Raw genomic sequence first — 3,176 nt, 5'->3', positions numbered from 1 at the left:
GCGACCGCGGTCAGCCGACCATCGCCCGCTCCTCCTCGGAGAGTGCGGGCGCCGCCTCGCCCCTGGGCTCGGCCACCCGGTCCCGGGTCCCGCCCCGGTGGGCGGGGTCGTGGACCTCGCCGACCAGCTTCTCCAGGACGTCCTCCAGGGCGACCAGCCCCAGCACCGTGCCCGACGCGTCGGCGACGGCCGCCAGATGGGAGGCGGCCCGGCGCATCGCGGTGAGGGCGTCGTCCAGCGGAAGCTCCGCCCGGAGCGTCTCGATCGGATGCCAGACCCGCTGCGGCACGGCCCGCTCCGGGAACTCCAGCTCCAGGACGTCCTTCACATGCAGATAGCCCATGAAGGCGCCGCCGGGGCCGCGTACCGGGAAGCGCGAGTAGCCGGTGCGCACGGTCAGCTCCTCGATCTGCCGGGGGGTGACCGAGGGATCGACCGTGACCAGGCCCGCCGGGTCCAGGAGGACGTCCGTGACCGGGCGGCTGCCCAGCTCCAGGGCGTCCGCGAGCCGCTCCTGCTCCCCGGGGTCGAGCAGCCCGGCCTGCCGGGAGTCCTCGACCAGATGGGTCAGCTGCTCGCTGGTGAAGACGGCCTCGACCTCGTCCTTGGGCTCCACCCGGAACAGGCGCAGCACCAGCCGGGCGCACGCCCCCAGCAGCGCGGTGACCGGGCGGCACAGCCGCGCGAAGGCGACCAGTCCGGGGCCCAGCCACAGCGCGGTCTTGTCCGGCGCCGCCATGGCCAGGTTCTTCGGCACCATCTCGCCGATGACCAGATGGAGGAAGACCACCAGGGCGAGCGCGATGGCGTAGCCGAGCGGATGGATCAGCTGCTCGGGCAGCTGGACGGCGTGGAAGACCGGCTCCAGAAGCTCGGCGACGGTCGGCTCGGCGACCGCGCCGAGGGTCAGCGAGCAGACGGTGATGCCGAACTGGGCGGCCGCCATCATCTGCGGCAGGTTCTCCAGGCCCGTGAGCACCGTACGGGCGCGCCCGGAGCCCTCGGCCGCGCGCGGCTCGATCTGGCTGCGGCGCACCGAGACCAGGGCGAACTCGGCGCCCACGAAGAAGCCGTTGGCCAGGACCAGCAGAACGGCGAAGAGAAGCTGTACCAGACTCATCGTCCGTCCGCCTTCCCGGCGACGGCGGGGGCACTCATCTGCACGGGCGGCGTACTCGTACGGACGATGCGCACCAGTTCCGCCCGGTGGTGGCCGACCTGCCGGACGGCCAGCTTCCAGCCGGGCAGCTCGGCGATGTCGCCGGGGGCGGGGATCCGCCCCAGCAGATCGGCCACCAGCCCGGCCACGGTCTCGTACGGCCCGTCGGGCGCGTCGAGGCCGATCCGGCGCAGGGTGTCGACGCGGCAGCCGCCGTCGGCGTCCCATACGGTGCGGCCGTCCTCGGTGAGGGTCTGTACCAGGTCGGGGGTCTCCGCGGCCTCGTCGTCGTGCTCGTCGCGCACCTCGCCGACCAGCTCCTCGACGATGTCCTCCAGGGTGACCACACCGGCCGTGCCGCCGTACTCGTCGACGACCACGGCTATCGGCTGTTCACTGCGCAGCCGCTCCAGCAGCGGCTGGACCGGCAGCGTCTCGGGGACCAGCACCGGGGACTGGGCGATCCGGCTGACGGGGGTGCGCAGCCGCTCGTCGGACGGCACCGCGAGGGCGTCCTTGAGGTGCACCATCCCGATGACCTCGTCCAGCCGGTCGCGGTAGACGGGGAAGCGGGACAGCCCGGTGGCCCGGGTGAGATTGAGCACATCCACGGCGGTCGCCGTGGAGTGCAGCGCGCTGACCCGCACCCGTGGGGTCATCACATGCTGGGCGGTCAGCTCGCCGAGCGAGAGGGTGCGGACGAACAGATCGGCCGTGTCCTGCTCGAGCGCGCCGGCCCGCGCCGAGTGGCGGGCGAGCGAGACCAGTTCACCGGGGGTGCGGGCGGAGGCCAGCTCCTCGGTGGGCTCCACGCCCAGCGCCCGCACCAGCCGGTTGGCCACGGTGTTGAGCAGGGCGATCACGGGCCGGAAGAAGCGGGCGAAGGCGTACTGCGGGCCCGCGACGAAGCGGGCGACCTGCAACGGCCGGGAGACCGCCCAGTTCTTGGGCACCAGCTCACCGATGACCATCTGGACGGCGGACGCCAGCAGCATGCCGAGCACGATGGCGACACCGGACACGGCGCCGTGCGGCAGTCCGACCGCCTCCAGCGGCGCGGTCAGCAGATGGCCGAGCGCTGGCTCGGCCAGCATGCCGACGATCAGCGAGGTGATGGTGATGCCGAGCTGGGTGCCGGAGAGCTGGAAGGACAGCTCGCGCAGCGCCTCGACGACGGTACGGGCGCGCTTGTCGCCCTCGTCGGCGGCTCGCTCGGCGTCCGGCCGCTCGACGGTGACCAGGCCGAATTCGGCGGCCACGAAGAAGCCGTTGGCGAGGATCAGGACGAGTGCCGCGGACAGCAGCAGGAGGGACAGGGTGATGCTCATGCCGCCGCCTCGTGGTCGGCGGCGGCGCAGGTACTACAGGACGTTCCGTCCATCTGCTGAGGGAGTCACTCCTCGGGTCGCAGGGGAGCCCGCCAGGTGCGCACGCGGGCGTGCGCGCTGGAAAGGCGGGGCGGGGCACCGTTCGGCCCCGGCAACAGAGTAATCAAGGATGGGGCATGACGGGCAGGCCCCTCACGCCGTTGGAGTGCCGATCCGCTCGTCGGCCGGTTCGTGGGGGCCCGCCCGGCAAGGGGCGGAAGCGGACGTAAAGGGGATGCTCAACGCCGCTGGGGCCGGGCGGCCCCGCCAGGTGGCTCAGTCCGCGGCACGGCCCGTCCCGTGCCGCTCGGCGAGGGCGCGCAGGGCCCGCGCGTCGCTGATGGCGTGCGCCTTGGCGATGCCCGGCTGGATGCCCATCGCGGGCAGGCTGGTGCCGTCGGCGAGGTCCAGATAGACCCAGGGGTCGCCGGGGCGCAGATTGACCCGGAGCACCTCCGCCCACTCCAGCCGGCGCTTGGTGGTGAGGTTGACCACCGTCACACCGCCCTCCTCGGCCACCACCTTGGGGCGGCTGAGCAGCATCAGCACCCCGAAGAACAGCAGTCCGGTGAGGACGAAGCTGGCCCGCTCCCCCGGCCCCAGCCGCTCCAGCAGCAGGGCGACGGCCGTGAGGACGACCAGGACGGCGA

Annotated in this window: 3 protein-coding genes; all 3 read right to left on the bottom strand. The window is 73.0% G+C overall.

What is annotated here, in order from left to right:
• Positions 1 to 10: 10 nt before the first annotated feature.
• Positions 11 to 1,120 carry a hemolysin family protein gene (locus GWI24_RS42630; protein ID WP_210951387.1) on the bottom strand — a complete coding sequence of 370 codons (1,110 nt, stop codon included), beginning with the start codon at positions 1,118 to 1,120 and terminating at the stop codon, positions 11 to 13.
• Positions 1,117 to 2,481: a hemolysin family protein gene (locus tag GWI24_RS42625; RefSeq protein WP_210951388.1), complete on the bottom strand. Its 1,365-nt coding sequence runs from the start codon at positions 2,479 to 2,481 to the stop codon at positions 1,117 to 1,119. Before GWI24_RS42625 ends, GWI24_RS42630 begins: the two co-directional genes overlap by 4 nt.
• 321 nt (positions 2,482 to 2,802) lie before the next feature.
• Positions 2,803 to 3,176, bottom strand: a 374-nt coding sequence (locus tag GWI24_RS42620) for a PH domain-containing protein (protein ID WP_210951386.1), incomplete at its 5' end; no start/stop codon positions are given.

Origin of the sequence: Streptomyces sp. MK37H (genome assembly GCF_018035285.1) — a bacterium.
GTDB lineage: Bacteria > Actinomycetota > Actinomycetes > Streptomycetales > Streptomycetaceae > Streptomyces > Streptomyces endocoffeicus.
The sequence above is the reverse complement of the archived record's forward strand: the minus strand, read 5'-3'. Positions and strand labels throughout refer to the sequence as shown.

Bases quoted from the DNA above. Each gene is read 5' to 3' on its own strand.
- GWI24_RS42630 (WP_210951387.1), bottom strand. From the start codon at position 1,120: ATGAGTCTGGTACAGCTTCTCTTCGCCGTTCTGCTGGTCCTGGCCAAC.